The following is an 18,402-nucleotide window of genomic DNA, read 5'->3' on the forward strand; positions in this document are numbered from 1 at the left end:
AAGATTAATTATTACGTGCATTTTGATCCTGTTGAATCAATTCAACTTTATAACCATCTGGATCTTCAACAAAGGCAATCACAGTCACACCGCCTTTCATTGGACCCGCCTCACGTACAACTTTACCACCTCGTGCTTTAATCTCTTCACATGCTTTATAAGCATCATCTACACCAATGGCGATATGACCATAAGCATTGCCTAAATCATAGCTGGCTGTGTCCCAGTTGTGCGTAAGCTCAAGCACAGTATTGTTTTCTTCATCACCGTAGCCCACGAAAGCCAAGGTAAAACGCCCTTCTTCGTAATCACGTTGGCGTAGCAATTTCATACCAAGTACCTCAGTGTAGAACTTCAAAGATTGTTCTAAATTACCTACTCGTAGCATCGTATGTAACATGCGCATATATATCTCCTAGGAAATGCTTATTCTGATGATTGCTTTGTCAACAATTTACCAACCCATATCACGAGAATTAAAATTGGCAAACCCATCAAAAATGTAACCGTAAAAAAGCCTGAATAGCCAATATGATTCACTATTGTACCTGAGTACCCACCAATCGTTTTAGGCAAAAGCAGCATTAATGAACTAAAAATAGCATATTGCATAGCTGTAAAAGAAACGCTGGTCAAACTAGAAAGAAATGCAATAAAAACCGCCCCAGCCAAACCTGAGGCCAAGTTATCAAAAATGATCCCCATCACTAGCCAAGCTTTACTATAAGGTACGACTACTTTTCCTTTTAATTCGATATCCGAATTTTTATCAACAGGAATTGCGGGAATATCAGATAAGTTCATGCGATAACGTGGTTGACTTTCTGAGAGCTGTTTTTGATAACGATGGGTCTGGGTTAAAGTCTGTACATGCTGGTTAGCCTCAAAGCTCGCCTCAACCTGTATTTCATTTAGCTTAGCCAGTTCACTTCCAGGAACAACAACACTCCAATCTGTATTTTTTATTTTAGCTTCCACTCGATTTTGTGGGTTCAATAAAATACTGACGGATTTTAGTTGCCCATTTTCAGGCAAGTTTAATAAAGCACCATGAATAATGACGTCTTTCAACAACTCATCTTTATATAGAAGATTATCCCCACCAATTGCTTGAGTATAAAGATCTGGTCGGTCTCCTGATTTAAAGACTTTTAATGGGAGAGAGATTTGTAAAGGTTTATCATACCCTTTCGGTTGTGAAACAATAGAGATCTCATTTTGGCCTGTTACAGTATTGCCAGGAAATTTTAGTGACCAATTCCCAACCTCATCAGGCGTTGCAGTGTAGACTTGCCCACCAACATTGACCTGAACATCCTGCATAGTTGCACCAGACTTCACTAAGCCAACAAAAATCAAATTGGTCGTACTGGCAAGAATTGCACCTAACAACATCATTTTCATAATGTTATAACGCTGGGCTAACATCCCACCTAAAAAGCCCCCTAAAATAACAAAGAAGATTGCAAAAAATTTATTGAACCAAGCAATTTCTTCTTTATCAAAATTTAAGTCTAGATAGAACAAGTTCGCCATGACCCCAGCAACGACATCAGAAATACGATAGAAGCCGATCAAGAGTAAAATAGCTAAGGCAACTTTTATTCCATATCGTTTAAAAAAGTCTAATAATGGTGCTAACCATGTTTCAACTACAATCGTCTTATTAATTAGGCCAAACTTAATTAGCCCTAAAATTGCAACAACAGCAATTGAAATACTAATTAAAAATTTAATTACTAGAAGAATAAAGCTCAAGAAAGCATCTTGAATAGAAAACGAGTCAAAAATCAACCCAATGTGATAAAAACTAGTTGCAAAGACGATCGTTGAAACAATAAAAACTGAAAATAACTGGGCGTAATCTTTCGCGTGATAATGGTGTTGAATACGCTTAACTTGAGGCTCATGAATCAATAGCGTTGTGATAATACCAATGACCATTAAACCCGCCATCAAAAGGTAGGTCGTTCGCCATGCTTCATAAATATAATTACCAACTGCTGTACCTAACGAGGCCGCAAATAATAATGCCCCCAACTGGGTAATAATTGTGGCTGTGCGATAACCTGCATTATATGTTGAAGCCAAAACAGTCTGTATATTAGGATCTTCTGTTAACTCAATACGATAAGCATCTACAATAATATCTTGTGTTGCAGAAGAAAAACCAAGGAAAATAGCAGCACCAGCCATAATCGTTAGATTAGAAAACGACCCAAAGTCAGATGTATTCGGCAATGGGTTGGTCATAGCCATCATACAAATGGCACAAATAACCAAAAGCTGCGACACCAACAGCCAACTACGTCTTAGTCCCATTTTTTTTGTTAGATATGGAAGCGGTAGTTTGTCTATTAAAGGAGCCCATATGAACTTAAATGAATAAGCCAACGCTGCCCAAGAAAACATTGTAATCGTACTTCGGTTAATTCCAGCTTCAGTCAACCAAAAAGATAAGGTTGAAAAAATCAAAAAAATTGGGATTCCCGATGAGAAGCCTAAAAACAACATTATAATTGCACGGCGATCTAGAAAAGCCATAAAGGAGCTTTTCCACCCTTTCGATTCAACACTCATTCGTTGTTATTTTCCAATAATCTATGAATGTGCTTATTCAATCGTTTCTTGCCCTTGCTTGCAAGTTGCTTTATGCAATCATTCTTTTGTTTTGTCGATAAAAAACACAAGTTCGCTTGATCTTTGGGGCTAAAACTGTATACCTTTAATTACTCAACTTTAGTTTATTTGTTGGATAGCAACAGTGACCCAAAAACTCGATCAGATGACTGCAACAACTTTATCTTTAACACCAACAAACACTATCACCGCAAATATAAACTCTTTACCTAGTGCCTTTGAGCAGACGGAAATACAAGCAACACTGATTAAAACCGCTTTACGTGCCGATCAACTGACGCATATTCCAGATCTCGCAGAAATTCCGAGTTCAACTAAACGAATTAAACCGCTCAATAATTTTTTGGGGCAAGACCGAGCGCGCGCTTCTGTTGAAGCAGGTATTTCACTCCCTTACTCAGGCTATAACATTTTTGCTGTCGGCACAGCAGGTCTTGGTAAACGTACCATGATCAAACGTTTACTCCAGCAGCACGCCAAAACCATGCCGACGCCAAACGATTGGGTCTACGTCAACAACTTCAAAAATCCAAGACAACCGATTGCGCTACGCTTCCCTGCGGGACAAGGCAGTAAATTTCAAAATGCCTTACAACAAGCGTGGCAAATTATTTTAAAACAACTCGAGCGCCGCTTTAGCGCAGAAAGTTACCACAACCGTATTGAACGTATCCGTCAGGATACTGGCGATGTGCAGCAGCAGGCTTTGGTTGAACTCACCAAAGAAGGTGAAGGGCTCGATCTAAAATTGGTTTCTCGCAATGACAAGCATGTGTTTATTCCCATGCAATTACGCGACGATGAATATCACGAGTTAAGCCAAAATGATCTGAATGCGCTAAGTAGCAAAGAGCGTGCTGAAATTAACACCAATATGCGTTATATGGAGAAAAAGCTTGAGCGCTTGGGTCTACATCTAGGCGATTTAGAAGATGACGCCCGCGACCAAGTATCAAGTTTGAATCGCGATATCGCGACGCAAGTAGTCATGCCACGTGTTGAGTCACTCTTAAACAAAAACAAAGAGGTGAAAGGACTCGACTTGTATTTAAAACATTATGCTGAAGATATTATTGATAATGTTGAGCTGATTTTAGAGCAAGAAGAAGATGACTTCACTCCTGCTCTATTCAATCGAGTTCCTTCACGCTATCAAGCCAACGTAATCGTTGCCAATAAACCCAATAGTGGTGCGCCAGTTATTTTTGAAGACTTCCCAACGCACTACAACCTATTGGGTCATGTTGAACAACTTACACATAATGGCACCATTACCACCGATTTCACTTTGATTCGCCCAGGTTCTTTACATCAAGCCAATGGCGGTTTTCTCATGCTTGAAGCGGAGCAATTACTTGAACAACCTTATGCATGGCAAGGCCTAAAGCGTGCCTTAAAATCTGGGCAACTCAAGCTTTCATCACTCGAGCATATGCTGACCTTAACAGGCAGTATTTCGATTGAGCCTGCTTCTGTTCCACTTGATATTAAAGTGGTTTTATTGGCAGAACCTGAAATTTATTATGAAATTTTAGAAGTCGAACCAGAGCTGGGCAGCGTCTTTAAAATTCGTGCTGACTTCACTGATACATTACAACGTAATGACAGTAACGAGCAGGCCTATATGCAGCTGATTGCTGATTATGTGCAAGCCGACAAACTCCTTCCGTTTGATCGTTCTGCACTTGCAGCATTATTGACCGATTCGAGTCGCCAAGCTGAAGACCAAAGCTCATTGTCACTCCATGCATCTACCTTAGGTGATTTAATTCGCGAAGCACATCATCACGCGTTTAAAGCTGATGATAAGATTGTGACTGATCAACATGTCAACCAAGCTCTACATCATCGTCAATACCGCTTAGGCTATTTACGTGAGTTGTATTGGCAGGATCTTTCTCGTGGCACTCAGTTGATTGAGACCTCAGGACATCGTCTTGGCCAGATCAACGCCCTCTCTGTCATTCATTATGCTGATGTTGAGTTTGGTCTGCCATCTCGTCTAACCGCATCTGTGTATCAAGGTGGCGGTGATATCCTCGATATCGAACGTAGTGTTGAGCTTGGTGGTTCCCTGCATGCCAAAGGCGTGTTGCTGATGTCGAGCTTCTTGAAAGCACATTTTGGTCGTGAACAAATCCTACATTTCTCTGCTGCTTTGGCCTTTGAACAAAGTTATGGACAAGTCGATGGAGATAGCGCCACTGTTGCGGAACTTTCAGCGCTGATCTCTGCGATCTGTCAAATCCCGATCGATCAGTCTTGGGCAATTACCGGATCGATGAACCAATTGGGCCAAGTACAGCCGATTGGTGGCGTCAATGCCAAAATTGAAGGTTTCTACGATGCTTGTAAATTACAAGGCTTAACTGGCAAACAAGGGGTCATCATTCCGCGTCAAAACATGCAGCATTTGATGTTACGCCAAGATGTGAGTGACGCCGTACAAGCAGGCCAATTCCATGTTCATGCGATTGATACCATTGATCAAGCCTTAGAAATCTTAATGGCTCGTCCAGTCGGCACACTTGACAAAAAAGGTCGCTATAGTAAGAACTCGATTTACGCGGCAGTAATGGAGCAACTTGAGTATTGGCAAGCGATTGAAGACGGCGAAGCAGTTGAAGATGATGAGCCAAAGAAAAAGAAAAAGCGCAAAAAGACCAAGAAAGATGAGCTTACAGCAAAAACTATCGAAGAAACGACGGTTGAAGCGAAGCGCTTAACATCCCTCAGCAGAAAGAAACGAAAATAGATGTAAAGAAAAAGCCATGTTCCTTTTGGAGCATGGCTTTTTTTATTAGGCTACGCCCTGCAAGGAACGACCACCAGGTAGCTGAGCAAAGTATTGCTTCAGCGCATCAATACAGCGATGTACTTTCATTGGGTACTGTTCACGCTTAGATGTTAAAGCATGCAAGGTATAGGCTGGCAATTGCCAATCTGGTAGTACTTCAACCAAAGAACCATTCACCAATTCTTTTTGGATATCCATATAGAGAATACGTGCGACACCATGACCTTGTTGACACAGAGATTTTGCAACAAAGACATTATTGGTGCCTAAACGTGATTTCATATCCACATTGACAACTTCTCCGCTTGTTCCATGACGGAATGCAAAGTGCTGATAGTTTTGCATCAAGGTGATTGGTAGCAATTCATGATGGCGCAAATCTTCTGGACGCGTGATTGGCTGAGCTTGATTGAGATAACTTGGTGAAGCCACCAAGACTTGGTCAACACGTGCCAAAGGCACGGCAGAGAGTTGATGATCATCAACTTTTAGACTCATACGAATCGCGATATCAATCCGTTCTTCAATAAGGTCGATATAACGGTGATCTGCTTCAAAATGGATAGCCAAACCTTTATGCGCTGACATCCAATGAGAAAGCGCAGGAATGACATGTAACGCACCCAATTCGGGTGTAGTCGCAATACGCAAATCCCCGACCAGATCATCCCTTAACTCATTAATTCGAATCTTGCCACGTTCAGCAGCTGCCAGCATTTCTTGGCAACTTAAAAAGAATGCTTGTCCTGCTTCGGTCAGACTGAGTTTTCGGGTTGAGCGATGAAGTAAGGTGACATCCATTTCTTGTTCTAAAGAACGGATTTGTTGACTGACTGCACTGGTCGTAATTCCTAACTCTCTAGCAGCGCCGCTAAACGAGCTTCTTTCCACAACACAGGCGAAAACCCCCATTGCACGCAATTGATCTAGCATAGACTTCCCTCTTACCTTAATTTATTAATATGCTTATTGTTCTAATGAAAGCAATCTCATTTCAGTATACAAGGAAGTCTATTTACGCACTAGAGGATTATTAATAAATAATTGAAATATTGTTAATAATCTTAAGGTTAATTTGGTAAAACTGTGACAGGATTCACAGGTTTTCCATCTAAACGGACTTGAAACTCCATCATGACACGGGAAGCACCAGAAGAACCCATCTCAGCAATTTTCTGTCCAGCCGTTACCGTATCGCCACTCTTCACCAGCATTTTGCTGTTATGTGCATAAGCGGTGATATAGCCATCAATATGTTTAACCAAGACCAGATTGCCGTACTCTTTTAAACCATCTGCTGCATAGACCACTTGACCATTCGCTGCTGCAAAAATTGGATCGCCCTCATTACCGCCATAACGCGTTCCTTTTACATTACTTGCCATATTATAGCTTTGAATAATTGGTCCATTCGATGGTTTCACCCAGCGTAAACTTGAGGCCAAGGTCGTAGATGGATTCACTGGTACAACTGGAGCAATTGGTCTCGGCACGACAGGCTGTGTTTTTGGAGCAACAGGCTGCTGAGTCGGTAAGTTAATACTTTGACGCTGAATTGGTGTCGTTTGTGTCATGGCTTGCGTAGACGTTGTACGCTGTGCCACAGAGCCTTTAAGACGCAAAGACTGATTGACATAAATTCGATACGGTGGCGCAATACCATTCAATGCAGCAACATCAAGATAGTTCAAGCCATAACGGTTAGAAATCGCACTTAAGGTATCGCCTGAGCGCACAGTATAATAGTTAGGTGCTTGTACATAACGCGACCCACCATTTACTTGCGGTTTAGATGCACAACCTGTCATAACTGCCACTGTCGCAACCGCCATAGACAAAACGATTGTTTTAATCATCTTCTGTGATAGAAAAACCGAGACATGGTTTAAGTGCATCTTCGCCCTCATCGAAAAAAACCTTAATTCATTATTACATTTGCGCCTAAGAGTATCAAAAAAGTGAGAAAAAACGAGCTCTCACATTCTATATTCACAAAGTTATAACATTCATACGCCTAACCATTTACATGAGCATGCAAATTTTCAAGCACCGCATAGTTAGTTGCATCCATCTGAATCGGGGTAATGCTGACATAACCGTTCGAAACCGCAAAGAAATCAGACTGAATATCACTTGATACCGCTTGTGGATCGGTAATCGCCTCTCCAGCCAACCCAATCCAGTACACCTGACGACCACGCGGGTCAACATGACTACTAATAGGCTTAGATTGAGCACGGCGCCCCTGATAGGTTACCTGCGCACCCTTAATCTGTTCAATATCTGGAATGTTAATATTAAAAATATGACGTGGTGGCAATACAGGAAGACCTTTGGCAATAAAATCATGTACCCATTGTGCCGCAACAGCATAGTGCTGTGGATGTTCATAAGAACGTACATTTGAGCCCGCCAAAGAAACGGCAATTGCTGGGTGTTTCATCAACCGCCCTTCAAAAGCTGCGCCTACAGTGCCTGAGTAAAGCACATCATCACCCAGATTCGCACCACTGTTGATCCCGCTCACCACCAGATCAAACTCAAAATCGAATAGCCCATTCATGGATAAATAAACACAGTCAGCAGGCGTTCCATTGATGGCCCACACATCTTCAGAAATTTGTATTGGTCGTAAAGGACGATCCAAAGTCAAAGCACTGGAATAACCACTCCGTTCACTTTCTGGCGCAACAACGACGACACGGCCCAAAGGTTTTAATGCTTGTGCTAAAGCTTGTAGTCCAGGTGCAAATACACCATCATCATTTGCGATCAAAATATTCACTAGAATCTATTCTCTATTTGAGGACAACTGACATTTCAGTCATCCCTTGCGTTTAGGCCAACATAATTTAAATCTGGCATGAAACCTAGGCAATGATACAGCCTTTGTCAAGTTTCATCCTAAGATTTGCGCCAATTCTAAACATTGCCGAACGACCAACATCGTGCTAATTGATTTCAATACTCAACAATCATTGAGAACATAGTTTCAATACGATTCTTGGCCAGCAATGTCATTGTAGAGTCGACTGAGTTCAACTTACTCGACAGTTTTTTCAATTGAATTATTCCTTGAATTATATATATTTAGGTTTTCATAGTATTAGAATTTTATACAGCCATGAGACATTTATCTAATTTTATTCGAATTTTCGGGGTGAGTTTCACACTTTTAGCAGCACCTGCCGTTTTTGCTGATGAAGCGGTTTCAGTGAAAGAAGCAGATGCGTTAATCAAAGATGACATTGCCAATGCCCAAGTGCTTATTGAAATGTGTCCAAACCTGATTGGCAAGAATGCAAAATTTGACCAGAACATCAAAAAAATGGTGGGTTCATATCTCAGCAATTATTCTGACAAATCTGCATCTTTAGACAGCTTGCAGAACGATGCTGAATTTAAAACTTTACTGAAAGATGCTCGTGAAGCAGCATCAGAAGTGGATAAAGCTGAACAAAAATCAGTTTGTGATGAAGTCCTTAACTTTGAAGGTTAATTACTTTTAAAAATCTGATGTGGTTTTAACAATTAAATGATTTAAAACCACATCACAATATCTCATTCATCAAAAATATTGATGTTGCTCGAATCATGCTTACCATGCATCTGGTTCACGAACCATATGAATAATATTGGCTGGACTAGTAATCCACCCTCCTCGAAATCCCTTTGCTAAGGGTTCAATTGCATCACAACGAACCACGCCTGCGGCTTTCAAATATTCAGCCGCTTCAGGAAAGTTATCAGTAAACAATTCAAGCCATAACTCTGCTTGACTCATTTCTGGCGCCACAGCGATCCATAATTTAACAGCTCCAAGTTCAAAACCGATATCAGGCAGTTTTTCTGTAATTTGTTTAAGCCCAATCACATCACGATAAAATGCAACGGTGGCTTCAAATTGATGTGGTGGAAGTTTAAGCGCGATATCGACGCCGCCTGTGAATTTTGTCTTCATCTTATTGCTCCTGTTCTATACAGATTTATTATTTTATTTACTTTGCGCACTTCCCTTGAGGGCGTTGCAGCTTCATCCATTCCTATCGCCGAATAGATACATCCATTTAATAGTATAATTTTTAAGCACATGATGTACAAATAGCGATGTCCAGTTGCAGCTCATGTTGTCGATATAGTGAGGGTACTTAATATTCTGAAAATTTAACGCCACATTTTCTCCACGCTTCCTACAGCAAACATACATTTTTTAACATGCATTTATGCTATAAGTTATTCAAATTCTTTAAGTCTTGTTTTTGAGTTTGATTTCTTATGAAGAAAAATGTTTTTAAAACACTAGGTTTATCATTGCTCATCGCTTCGAGCGCTTTAGCTCCTACAGCCTTTGCAGCAGATAAAAAAGCCGCTGAAGCAGAAAAAATTGAAGTTACTCCAACTTCTGATAGCGTGACCAAACAAGAACTTGCGGCGATCTATGTGCTTTCTGAAATTTGCCCAAGCTTAATCGGCAAAGATTTAAAATTTAATAAAGCCTATGACAATCTCGTCAAAGCTTATTTAAACAACGATGGTAATGCCGTTGAAACCCTCAATAAACGAGTCAAAGGTAAGGACTTCCAAGAGGCATTAAAAGAAGCACGTGCAGATGCAAAAGCGGCTTCTGACAATGACAATCGTCAAATTTGCGATGATGTTCGTAATTATTACTCGAAATAATCCGACCAATTAAGCTTCAGGTTACAATACTGTATGAAAAAGCCGACTTCCCCCGTAGAAGTCGGCTTTGCTTTGTCCTAAAATGCTAAGCTCGTCTGCTTCATACAAGATATTGGAACCACCTAGAATGACTCAAAAAAGCGCTCTTGCTGCATTACTCCTTTTGCCAAGCTTTTCATATGCAGCAACTGTCCTATCTGCCCCACCAGAATTAAATAATAAATCCTACGTACTCATGGATTACGAGACAGGACAGATTCTCGCTGCCAAAAACGAAAATGAAAAACTTGCACCTGCTTCAATGACAAAAATGATGACAAGCTACATCATTGAACAGAAACTTTTAAAGGGTGAATTGACTGAAAACGAACAAGTACGCATGAATGAATCGGCGTGGTGTCGTGGTAGCAGCTCTGAATCATGTATGTACGTTCCATTAAATGGCACGGCAACTGTGTTAGAAATGTTACGTGGTATTATCATCCAATCAGGTAATGATGCATCTAAAGCAATGGCTGAACACATTGCGGGCAACGAAGGTACTTTTGCCCACATGATGAACCAAGAAGCAAAACGTGTGGGTATGGTGAATACACATTTCATCAACTCAACAGGTATGCCAGCTGATGGTCATTACTCAACTGCAAAAGATATGGCAATTCTTGCTCAACATATTATTAAAGACAGCTCGAAATACTACCCAATCTATTCTGAAAAAGAATTTACTTTCAACGGGATTAAGCAAGGTAACCGTAATGCCCTGCTTTATACCGACCCAAGTGTCGATGGCTTAAAAACAGGCCATACCAATGAAGCAGGTTTCTGCTTAACCACATCAAGTAAACGCGGTCCAATGCGCTTGATCTCGGTGATCTTTGGTACACCAAGCATGAATGAACGTGCCAGCCAAACACGTACCTTATTGGCTTGGGGTTTTGCCAACTTTGAAACTGCAAATGTTCAACCGGCTAACCAAGTTCTTGCAAAAGCAAAAGTCTGGTTTGGTAAGCAAGATGAAGTTCAAATTGGCCTAGCTGAAAACTTCAATGTGACCATGCCTAAGGGCCAAGCAGACAAGATCAAAACTCAGCTTGTGGTTCAACCTAAACTGAATGCACCTTTAGCCAAAGGTCAAGTGGTCGGTAAATTAGTGGCGAGTCTTGATGGCAAAGTGATTGCTGAAAAACCACTGGTTGCATTAAAACCTGTTGAAGAAGCTGGCTTCTTTGCACGTATGATTGACCATATCAAAATGTTCTTCAGTAACTTATTCTAAGTTTTAGAAGACTACGATTAAGCATTCATGCCCTTGGGCATGAATGCTTTTTTATTTTATAATTCCTTTAAATTATTCTATCGAAAGCCCTTATGCCAAAGAACATTCGTCCTTATTTAGACCAAAAACCTAAGGTTGATTCAAGCTGCTACATTGATGACATGTCAGTGGTCATTGGTGATGTCCAGCTCGCAGAGAATGTTTCGGTCTGGCCTTTTGCCGTGATTCGTGGTGATGTAAACTCAATTCAAATTGGCAAAAACAGCAATGTGCAAGATCACTGTATGTTGCATGTCAGCCACAAAAATCAATCCAAACCGAATGGTTCTCCGCTGGTCATTGGAGAAGATGTAACGGTTGGGCATCATGTGACTTTACATGGCTGTAGCATTGGTAATCGCGTCTTAATCGGAATTAATACCGTGGTGTTAGATGATGTGATTATTGAAGATGATGTGATGATTGGTGCTGGTAGTCTGGTGCCGCCACGTAAAGTATTAAAAAGTGGTTATCTCTATGTCGGTAGTCCAGTTCAGCAAGTTCGCGCACTGACCGAAAAAGAAATGGAGTTCCTTCCTTATTCGGCACGTCATTATGTGAAAGTGAAGGATAATTATTTAGATCAAATGGATTCTTAATTTTCAGCTTGATTTTTATATCTTTGATTATAATTAAGAAGAGAGTAAATATATTTACTCTCTTCTTTTTAACTTGGTTTGTTTAAATGAAAAAGATAATCGCCTTATTCATCATGTATTTTTTAACATCACCCCTACATGCTGCAGATCTAGAAAAATGTGCGGGTATCGAATATACAGCAGATACAATGATGACATTCCATCAAATGGGATCTGATGTAGAAAAAGCAAAAGATACTTATGCAAAACTGTTTAAAGAAAAAAGCGAAATATTCAACAAAATAGTTGATGAAGCAAAGAACTCTCCTGTTTATGCAGATGAAAAAGAAGCTGAAAATGCGATCGAAAATTTTAAAAGTAAATGGAAAAAATACTGTTTAGAACATAATATTGATTAAATTTTTTTTATGCGGCTCAATCAAGAACTATAAAAATTTGGGATATCATTTTTATGCTGCATGATCACAATTGCTCTACTCCTACAGAATAGCACATCTCTTCTACTTTTAAAGTGTAGAAGCTCAAAGCTCACATAAAGAACAATTCACGCCTCGGCAATTATGCAATACCGATGTCCGAGCACTTTTTTTATGTGTTCCAGGCCCTTCAACCAATGGACCTGCCAATTGCTCAGCACTGGATGAAGGTCGCCATTTATTTTTGACTGAGATCTTTTGATGCCCTGTAATCATCGGTTTTAATAACATGGATTGCTGACAATATGGACAAGAAGTATTATCCCTTGCAATACTGACCATCGGGACATTCTGCTCGAAAATCCCTTCACAATGTTCACATCTAAAATCATACAGTGGCATCTTAAAATCCTTCTTATACGCTGGTATTAATATTACTAACGATGTCCCCAAAACTTATTCTCGTTTAAGGCACCTTGCGGCAAAATATTCTTCTCAAAGATAGAGGTTGGTAGAGAAATGGTGCAAGCACAATTTGGAATATCCACAATGCCACCAATACGCCCTTCAACAGGTGCAGCAGTCAGCAACATATAGGCTTGAGATCCCGTAAATCCAAAATTCTCAAGATATTTAATCGCCTTTAAACAGGCTTGGCGATAGGCAACCGTCGCATCCAGATAATGATTTACCCCATTTTCAACACTGATGCCTTCAAAGGTTAACCACTGATCGTAGGCTGGTCTGACATTACTTGGAACAAAGATCGGTGAATCAATATTATATTTTTCCATTCCGCCTTTAATCAGATCAAAGCCAACACGAGTTACCCCGTCCATTTCAATCGCACCACAGAATCCAATTTCACCATCACCCTGTGAAAAGTGTAAATCCCCCATCGAAAAGCCAGCACCTTTCTGATACACAGGAAAATAAATACGACTGCCCGCAGCAAGATCTTTAATATCGGTATTACCACCATGCTCACGTGGTGGCACTGTACGTGCTGCCTCAGCAGCCATCCGATCAAACTCAGCCCCCGTCACGCCGCGTAATACTGCAGTTCTTGGATCGGGTGGATTTGCCTGTCCCTTAGGTACCAATAATGCTTCTCTGCGGTTCCATTCTTTTAACAGTTCATGTGAAGGAAGCGTCCCCATTAAGCCAGGATGCTTCAAGCCAGCAATACGAACACCAGGAATATGACGCGACGTTGCAAATAATCCCTTTAAATCCCAAATTGCTTTATCTGCTTCAGGAAAATAATCAGCTAAAAATCCACCGCCATTTTCCTTGGCAAAAACCCCAGAAAAACCGACCGAAGAGATAGGTTGAATATCCAAAAGATCAATCACCAACAAATCTCCCGGCTCAGCACCCTCGACATAAAAAGGGCCTGTCAAAGGATGTGCTCGCGTGAGATCAACATGTTTTACATCAGAAACATCATCGGTATCTTTAATTTGAGCGTCTAGAAAATCTAGACTTTCAATAAGAATTTCTTCGCCTGGTTTCACCGATGTTAAAAATGGAATATCTGGATGCCAGCGATTATGGCCAATCTCTGCTTGTTCTGCTAAAGCGACACCAGGTTTAATTTTAATATGTTGCATAATATTTTAACTCCGTGTGCTGTCTATCAATCTAATAAATTATCTGTTCTACTTCTAAATCATTGAAAGGCCATCACAAATATGACTTTTCTAGGCGGGGATTATTATTTTTACCTTGCGGTCAAAAAACACACTAGCACATTCTGTTTTTTTGAATCAAACACTTTCGATTTACTGGAGATCAAATTTTGGCTATCGGCGATACATAGTTTTTTTGCGCATGTGGGAATCCGTCTTCCGTTTGCCAAATTCATCGCACGTTTATGTAAAAGATATTTATTTAAATAAGTCATAGATTGAGCAAATAGAAACAGCAAAAATTAAATCAAATGCGCTTCAATCCAAGTATAAGTCTCTGTTAATTGATTCATTAAGAGCACATCAACTGAGCTTGGATGATCAAGTTCTTGCAGCAAGAAAAACAGCCGATCTTTTTGCTGAGGATAGGCCAGTATCGTTTGTTCGATGGTGTCATATAAACTTAATGGCCAGTCCTCAATATTATTCAAAGTTAAAGGCAGCAGGCGAATCATTCTTTTTATTAAAGATTTTTTTAGCTTGATCAATTCCTCTTGAGGCTTGTCATTTACTTCCAGCACATCCAAATATGCTTGTATTTCCTCATGATATCCATCATTGATTGCTCGAATTACCTGTCTATCAATCTCGATATCCTTGAAAAAACAGCTTAAATCTCTCCCATAAATATTAGTACAAAAAAACTTAATCCACGCTCCCCATCGACGCTTATTTTTCTCATGCAGAATCTCGCTTAAATAGCCAACATCGACATCAATCTTTACAATAAATGGATAGATCGCCATAAGGCTTGCTTTAATTTCAGCGATTTTTTGATCCAGATGCTCAATTTGATGCTTAAAAATAACACACACATCTAAATCTGACTGACCAACAATCGCTTTTCCTTTCGCTACACTTCCATAAATATAAAGGCTATCAAGCTGTGTCGTAAATTCGCCAGTAAAAACCGAGATTAGGTCTTTTAAAACTGGCTGATATGCCTTTTGAATCATATTTATATCTCTATGCAGGAATATATTAAAAAGACCATTACTCTCTATTTTTATTTAATAAATACCCTATATTAATTATATTTTCTATTAAATTAATAGTATTAAATAATTCAGGAGTTTTTATGAACAAAAAAATAAACTATTTATGTTTTTCTCTATGGATTTGTCTTTTTTTATCAGCATGTACTAAAACGACATTGGATAAAGATACTTTAGACGGCTCTTCTACCGCTCCATCACTTAATCCAGTTTTCAATTCCATAGTAAACGATATAAAAAACCAAGAAGTTTTTAGAAATAATTTACAGAAATGCCCTGCCAGCTCCTCGCCCATATTACAAATATTACTTTCTAGCACTTCTGAAAGGACAATAAATGCTTGTGAAGATAATCAATCAAAATGTTATCAATTATGTTTAAAAAATGATGCCGTTGCTTGTTACTTTTCAGCCTTATCATTACAAGAAGCGAATCATAAACTTCCAGCCGAACAATTATTTCAAAGAAGTTGTGAGCTAGGGGTCGCCTCTGGTTGTACCAACAGGGCTGCTGGAATGTTGAGTTTCACAGAACACTTAACTGCTGAACAAAAAAAGTGTATTTTTTCAACATTTGAGAAAACTTGTGACTGGCGCGACCCTTGGGGATGCACCATGTTCGCAGACCAATTAATTTCTGAGGAAAATACTGAACCTAACTATAAAAAAGCTTTAAATGTTCTCAACTATAGTTGTAAATATGGAAATGATGATCCAGCATGCCAATCGGCAAAAGAACTACGAAAATTTATTAATAGTAAAAATAAACCTGAATAAAAGCAGTTGGTGGCTAAATCAATGATTCAGCCACCATAGCCAAAAACTCTCAAATTTTGTAGAATACGTTTTTTAAAACCATGGTGCTTTCTATGACCGCTTGGACACCTCATGTCACAGTCGCCACTGTAGTCGAAAAAGACGGACGTTTTCTGTTTGTTGAAGAACACAGCGAAGGCTTTGTACATACCGTGTTTAATCAACCAGCAGGTCATGTCGAATGTGGTGAAACCATTATTCAAGCAGCCATTCGTGAGACCTTAGAAGAAACAGGCCATCACGTTGAAATTGATCATCTACTGGGTATCTATACCTATACACCGCCAATGTTTCCTGATCGTACCTACTATCGTTTTTGCTTCTTGGCCCATGTCACGGCAGTTGAAGAAAATGCACAACTGGATACAGGCATTGTCGCTGCAGTATGGATGAACTTGGATGAACTACAAGAATCCGCACGAGCGCGTAGCCCATTGGTTTTAAAAGCTGTTAAAGATGCCTTGGCTGGCAAAAAATATCCTTTATCGCTTATTTATGAGCACCCTTTTTCTCCCTCATTAACTTCTCATTTGGACGCTTAATTAGATGCAACAACGTGTCATCGTCGGTATGTCTGGTGGTGTAGACTCCTCCGTTTCTGCCGCATTATTACTTCAACAAGGATATCAAGTTGAAGGTCTTTTCATGAAAAACTGGGAAGAAGATGATGGTACGGATTACTGCACAGCATTAGAAGACCTAGCAGATGCACAAGCGGTTGCAGATAAGATTGGTATCAAGCTGCACACCGCCAATTTTGCCATGGAATACTGGGATCGTGTTTTTGAACACTTCTTGGCTGAATATGCTGCTGGCCGCACCCCAAACCCAGATATCCTGTGTAATAAAGAAATTAAATTCCGAGCTTTCCTCGATCATGCCATGACCTTAGGTGCAGACTTCATTGCAACTGGTCACTATGCACGACGTGGTGCGAGCCTACAAAATTCACGTGGCGAAAGCTATGCCCCATTGCTCCGTGGTGTCGATAATAATAAGGATCAAACCTATTTCTTACATGCGGTACATGGTCGTGAAATCAACAAGACCTTGTTCCCTGTGGGTGAAATTGAAAAACCAGAAGTGCGTCGCATTGCAGAGCAACTGGATTTAGCAACAGCCAAGAAAAAGGACTCAACGGGTATTTGCTTTATTGGTGAGCGTCGCTTTACTGACTTCCTAAAACAATACTTACCTGCACAAGCTGGAAAAATTGTTTTGGAATCAGGTAAAGAAGTTGGTGAACATCATGGCTTGATGTACTATACGCTGGGTCAACGCGGTGGTATCGGTATCGGTGGTATGAAAGGTGTACAAGAAGGTGCATGGTTCGTACTCCATAAAGATATTGCCAATAACCGACTAGTGATTGGTCAAGGACATGAACATCCATTGATGCAAAGTACACAGCTTTGGAGCGAGTCGATTGATTGGGTTGCAGGTGAACAGGACATTCCATCGGCTGGATTCCGCTGCACAGCGAAAACCCGTTATCGTCAGCCAGATCAAGCGTGTACAATTTATCGCGATGAACAGACTGAACATGGCATTCGGGTTGAGTTTGATGAGCCGCAACGCGCTGTGACTCCAGGACAAAGCGTGGTGTTCTACTCCGGAGAGGTTTGCTTAGGCGGTGGTGTGATTCACCATACCAATGCACCTGAACCAGATTTTATTTAAGGAAATTGGAAGCGAAGCATGGTCGAGTTACCCTTTCAGCACACTCAAGCGTTGAATGTTAGACAGAACCGTGCTCTAGCATTGGCCGCAGTCTTTCAGTCAACTCAGTTAACACATATGACTGCCATGGCGGGCCAGCAAAGCATTGGCGACAGTGGTAATTTCTATTTTGAGCTATTGATTAAAGCCAGCCTGAATATACGTCCTACCGCCAACAATGCTACGCAAACCCTAGATTTTTTTAATCAACTTGCAGATATTTCCCTCGGTTTAAAAACATTAGAAGGCTGTATTACCCAGCCTTTTAATACCGCACCGAAATCCCGTGTTCCGAAGATGTCCACTGCCAAACTGCCAATGTCCTATGCGATGGCCTTATTGCAGTTGGAAAAGAAAGTCTACAGCAACCCTGAATACGTCAAAATCATCGAAACAGCCCAACAAAAAATCTTAAAACAACTGTCTTTTTTCGATAATAATTATTTACACCCAAGCATCATTGCCAATCTCGCACAGACTTATGTCGAAACTGCAGGACAAATTAATCCGCGTATTTTAGTCCGCGGTAATGCCGAAGCATTTAAAGACATCAATCATACCAACCGTATTCGTGCATGCCTCTTTACAGGCTTACAACTTGCACATTTATGGAAGCAGCTCGGTGGCAGCTCATGGAGTATGATCTTTAGTAAACGCAAATTATTGCAAGATATTCAAGCTCTCGCTCGTTTGCAGTATCAGGTGGTATAGACCGATGCTACAACGAATTTATTT

At 40.3% G+C, this 18,402-nt stretch carries 19 protein-coding genes; 10 read left to right on the top strand and 9 right to left on the bottom strand.

Going from position 1 to position 18,402, the window contains the following annotated elements:
• Positions 1-4: 4 nt before the first annotated feature.
• Positions 5-406, bottom strand: coding sequence for a lactoylglutathione lyase (gene gloA, locus NG55_RS08015; protein ID WP_004808260.1), 402 nt, complete (start codon positions 404-406; stop codon positions 5-7).
• Between the two features lie 20 nt (positions 407-426).
• The gene (locus NG55_RS08020; RefSeq protein WP_065342951.1) at positions 427-2,580 is read right to left on the bottom strand and encodes an AmpG family muropeptide MFS transporter; all 2,154 of its coding nucleotides are present in this window, start codon (positions 2,578-2,580) and stop codon (positions 427-429) included.
• Between the two features lie 184 nt (positions 2,581-2,764).
• Here NG55_RS08020 and NG55_RS08025 point away from each other — a divergent pair, with 184 nt between their 5' ends.
• Positions 2,765-5,395, top strand: coding sequence for a Lon protease family protein (locus NG55_RS08025; protein WP_065342952.1), 2,631 nt, complete (start codon positions 2,765-2,767; stop codon positions 5,393-5,395).
• A gap of 45 nt (positions 5,396-5,440) precedes the next feature.
• Here NG55_RS08025 and NG55_RS08030 read toward each other — a convergent pair whose 3' ends face one another.
• The 3 genes from NG55_RS08030 to surE form a co-directional block, all read right to left on the bottom strand.
• Positions 5,441-6,370 (bottom strand): LysR family transcriptional regulator, encoded by a 930-nt coding sequence (locus tag NG55_RS08030; RefSeq protein ID WP_016543140.1) that lies wholly within the window; start codon positions 6,368-6,370, stop codon positions 5,441-5,443.
• A 137-nt stretch (positions 6,371-6,507) separates the two neighbouring features.
• Positions 6,508-7,332 (bottom strand): peptidoglycan DD-metalloendopeptidase family protein, encoded by an 825-nt coding sequence (locus NG55_RS08035; RefSeq protein WP_016543139.1) that lies wholly within the window; start codon positions 7,330-7,332, stop codon positions 6,508-6,510.
• Positions 7,333-7,451: 119 nt separating this feature from the next.
• A complete protein-coding gene (gene surE / locus NG55_RS08040; RefSeq protein ID WP_065342953.1) occupies positions 7,452-8,222 on the bottom strand; it encodes a 5'/3'-nucleotidase SurE in 771 nt (256 codons plus the stop codon).
• A gap of 339 nt (positions 8,223-8,561) precedes the next feature.
• On the opposite strand from surE, the gene NG55_RS08045 reads away from it, so the two are divergent.
• The gene (locus NG55_RS08045; RefSeq protein WP_016543138.1) at positions 8,562-8,936 is read left to right on the top strand and encodes an MCR_0457 family protein; all 375 of its coding nucleotides are present in this window, start codon (positions 8,562-8,564) and stop codon (positions 8,934-8,936) included.
• Between the two features lie 99 nt (positions 8,937-9,035).
• On the opposite strand, the gene NG55_RS08050 is transcribed toward NG55_RS08045, so the two are convergent.
• Positions 9,036-9,398, bottom strand: coding sequence for a VOC family protein (locus NG55_RS08050; RefSeq protein ID WP_065342954.1), 363 nt, complete (start codon positions 9,396-9,398; stop codon positions 9,036-9,038).
• 314 nt (positions 9,399-9,712) lie between these two features.
• Between NG55_RS08050 and NG55_RS08055 the strand changes: the two genes are divergently transcribed.
• From NG55_RS08055 to NG55_RS08070, 4 genes are all read left to right on the top strand, one after another.
• Positions 9,713-10,117, top strand: coding sequence for an MCR_0457 family protein (locus NG55_RS08055; RefSeq protein WP_016543136.1), 405 nt, complete (start codon positions 9,713-9,715; stop codon positions 10,115-10,117).
• Positions 10,118-10,244: 127 nt separating this feature from the next.
• A complete protein-coding gene (dacC, locus tag NG55_RS08060) occupies positions 10,245-11,393 on the top strand; it encodes a D-alanyl-D-alanine carboxypeptidase PBP5/6 (RefSeq protein WP_004652823.1) in 1,149 nt (382 codons plus the stop codon).
• A gap of 92 nt (positions 11,394-11,485) precedes the next feature.
• On the top strand, positions 11,486-12,031 hold the full coding sequence (locus tag NG55_RS08065) for a gamma carbonic anhydrase family protein (RefSeq protein WP_016543135.1): 546 nt from the start codon (positions 11,486-11,488) through the stop codon (positions 12,029-12,031).
• An 86-nt stretch (positions 12,032-12,117) separates the two neighbouring features.
• Positions 12,118-12,429 (top strand): 3-hydroxybutyryl-CoA dehydrogenase, encoded by a 312-nt coding sequence (locus tag NG55_RS08070; RefSeq protein ID WP_228704165.1) that lies wholly within the window; start codon positions 12,118-12,120, stop codon positions 12,427-12,429.
• A gap of 123 nt (positions 12,430-12,552) precedes the next feature.
• On the opposite strand, the gene NG55_RS08075 is transcribed toward NG55_RS08070, so the two are convergent.
• The 3 genes from NG55_RS08075 to NG55_RS08085 form a co-directional block, all read right to left on the bottom strand.
• Positions 12,553-12,849 carry an FmdB family zinc ribbon protein gene (locus NG55_RS08075; RefSeq protein ID WP_065342955.1) on the bottom strand — a complete coding sequence of 99 codons (297 nt, stop codon included), beginning with the start codon at positions 12,847-12,849 and terminating at the stop codon, positions 12,553-12,555.
• 35 nt (positions 12,850-12,884) lie between these two features.
• A complete protein-coding gene (fmdA, locus tag NG55_RS08080; RefSeq protein WP_016543132.1) occupies positions 12,885-14,060 on the bottom strand; it encodes a formamidase in 1,176 nt (391 codons plus the stop codon).
• Positions 14,061-14,380: 320 nt separating this feature from the next.
• Positions 14,381-15,094: a nucleotidyltransferase domain-containing protein gene (locus NG55_RS08085; protein WP_065342956.1), complete on the bottom strand. Its 714-nt coding sequence runs from the start codon at positions 15,092-15,094 to the stop codon at positions 14,381-14,383.
• A 122-nt stretch (positions 15,095-15,216) separates the two neighbouring features.
• Between NG55_RS08085 and NG55_RS08090 the strand changes: the two genes are divergently transcribed.
• The 4 genes from NG55_RS08090 (at position 15,217) to hflD (ending at position 18,378) form a co-directional block, all read left to right on the top strand.
• The gene (locus NG55_RS08090) at positions 15,217-15,909 is read left to right on the top strand and encodes a sel1 repeat family protein (protein ID WP_065342957.1); all 693 of its coding nucleotides are present in this window, start codon (positions 15,217-15,219) and stop codon (positions 15,907-15,909) included.
• A gap of 92 nt (positions 15,910-16,001) precedes the next feature.
• Positions 16,002-16,490: an NUDIX hydrolase gene (locus tag NG55_RS08095; protein WP_016543129.1), complete on the top strand. Its 489-nt coding sequence runs from the start codon at positions 16,002-16,004 to the stop codon at positions 16,488-16,490.
• 4 nt (positions 16,491-16,494) lie between these two features.
• Positions 16,495-17,628, top strand: coding sequence for a tRNA 2-thiouridine(34) synthase MnmA (gene mnmA / locus NG55_RS08100; protein WP_016543128.1), 1,134 nt, complete (start codon positions 16,495-16,497; stop codon positions 17,626-17,628).
• 18 nt (positions 17,629-17,646) lie between these two features.
• Positions 17,647-18,378, top strand: a complete 732-nt coding sequence (hflD, locus tag NG55_RS08105; protein WP_065342958.1) for a high frequency lysogenization protein HflD — start codon at positions 17,647-17,649, stop codon at positions 18,376-18,378.
• Positions 18,379-18,402: the final 24 nt, after the last annotated feature.

This window comes from Acinetobacter gyllenbergii (genome assembly GCF_001682515.1).
GTDB classification, from domain to species: Bacteria; Pseudomonadota; Gammaproteobacteria; order Pseudomonadales; family Moraxellaceae; genus Acinetobacter; species Acinetobacter gyllenbergii.

What these genes read in the sequence shown, in the direction of transcription:
- gloA (WP_004808260.1), bottom strand. Translation starts at nt 406, where the DNA reads ATGCGCATGTTACATACGATGCTACGAGTAGGTAATTTAGAACAATCT.
- NG55_RS08020 (WP_065342951.1), bottom strand. Translation starts at nt 2,580, where the DNA reads ATGAGTGTTGAATCGAAAGGGTGGAAAAGCTCCTTTATGGCTTTTCTA.
- NG55_RS08030 (WP_016543140.1), bottom strand. Translation starts at nt 6,370, where the DNA reads ATGCTAGATCAATTGCGTGCAATGGGGGTTTTCGCCTGTGTTGTGGAA.
- NG55_RS08035 (WP_016543139.1), bottom strand. Translation starts at nt 7,332, where the DNA reads ATGCACTTAAACCATGTCTCGGTTTTTCTATCACAGAAGATGATTAAA.
- NG55_RS08045 (WP_016543138.1), top strand. Translation starts at nt 8,562, where the DNA reads ATGAGACATTTATCTAATTTTATTCGAATTTTCGGGGTGAGTTTCACA.
- NG55_RS08050 (WP_065342954.1), bottom strand. Translation starts at nt 9,398, where the DNA reads ATGAAGACAAAATTCACAGGCGGCGTCGATATCGCGCTTAAACTTCCA.
- NG55_RS08055 (WP_016543136.1), top strand. Translation starts at nt 9,713, where the DNA reads ATGAAGAAAAATGTTTTTAAAACACTAGGTTTATCATTGCTCATCGCT.
- dacC (WP_004652823.1), top strand. Translation starts at nt 10,245, where the DNA reads ATGACTCAAAAAAGCGCTCTTGCTGCATTACTCCTTTTGCCAAGCTTT.
- NG55_RS08065 (WP_016543135.1), top strand. Translation starts at nt 11,486, where the DNA reads ATGCCAAAGAACATTCGTCCTTATTTAGACCAAAAACCTAAGGTTGAT.
- NG55_RS08070 (WP_228704165.1), top strand. Translation starts at nt 12,118, where the DNA reads ATGAAAAAGATAATCGCCTTATTCATCATGTATTTTTTAACATCACCC.
- NG55_RS08075 (WP_065342955.1), bottom strand. Translation starts at nt 12,849, where the DNA reads ATGCCACTGTATGATTTTAGATGTGAACATTGTGAAGGGATTTTCGAG.
- fmdA (WP_016543132.1), bottom strand. Translation starts at nt 14,060, where the DNA reads ATGCAACATATTAAAATTAAACCTGGTGTCGCTTTAGCAGAACAAGCA.
- NG55_RS08085 (WP_065342956.1), bottom strand. Translation starts at nt 15,094, where the DNA reads ATGATTCAAAAGGCATATCAGCCAGTTTTAAAAGACCTAATCTCGGTT.
- NG55_RS08090 (WP_065342957.1), top strand. Translation starts at nt 15,217, where the DNA reads ATGAACAAAAAAATAAACTATTTATGTTTTTCTCTATGGATTTGTCTT.
- NG55_RS08095 (WP_016543129.1), top strand. Translation starts at nt 16,002, where the DNA reads ATGACCGCTTGGACACCTCATGTCACAGTCGCCACTGTAGTCGAAAAA.
- mnmA (WP_016543128.1), top strand. Translation starts at nt 16,495, where the DNA reads ATGCAACAACGTGTCATCGTCGGTATGTCTGGTGGTGTAGACTCCTCC.
- hflD (WP_065342958.1), top strand. Translation starts at nt 17,647, where the DNA reads ATGGTCGAGTTACCCTTTCAGCACACTCAAGCGTTGAATGTTAGACAG.